At 43.3% G+C, this 587-nt stretch carries 1 protein-coding gene; it reads left to right on the forward strand.

The window, feature by feature from the left end; all coding sequences use genetic code 11:
- Positions 1-340 (forward strand): hypothetical protein (locus B4N43_RS24015; RefSeq protein ID WP_286736682.1); only part of this gene is annotated, 340 nt, incomplete at its 5' end.
- Positions 341-587: the final 247 nt, after the last annotated feature.

Here is a 587-nt window from a genome sequence, read left to right on the forward strand (position 1 = left end):
CGATTTTAGCCAAACCAAGATACTGGGTAGGATTTTATGTGAGCGTGTGCCATTTGACCCCACTAAAATCGCGAGTTTAACCGCATCTCAACTGAAACAACTTGCCGGAACTTACCTCAAGGTAAATGACAACAACTTTAAAATTCAAATAGATCCCTCCTCAACAGGCCTAACGCTTACTCAATTGTGGGATAACAAAACAATTTCATTTACCCCACGATCGGAATTTTTCTTCCTCAATGATGATGGCACCTTTCCATTGACATTTTCTGTTGCCAATGGAAAGGTAGAGCAGATGCAGTGTTTCGAAAATGATCTTTGGCTAAAAACTGATCAATAATCCTAATAAAAAAATATTATGAACAGATTTATTGCCTGCTTATTCCTGCTGCTGGGTACAGCTCAGCTTAGCGCCCAACAGGTGGCGGATGAACAGTTTCATTATCCCATCACCGATCCGCACCACCGGATCGGTGATGGACCTCTACTCCTATTTGACGAGGCACACAACAATCCGGTTACTTTGAGAGGAGCCTACGCTCCTTTTTCAGATCTCCTTCTGGCTGATGGATATCGCCTCCGAAGTG

This window comes from Sphingobacterium sp. UBA1897 (assembly GCF_002337775.1).
GTDB lineage: Bacteria > Bacteroidota > Bacteroidia > Sphingobacteriales > Sphingobacteriaceae > Sphingobacterium > Sphingobacterium siyangense.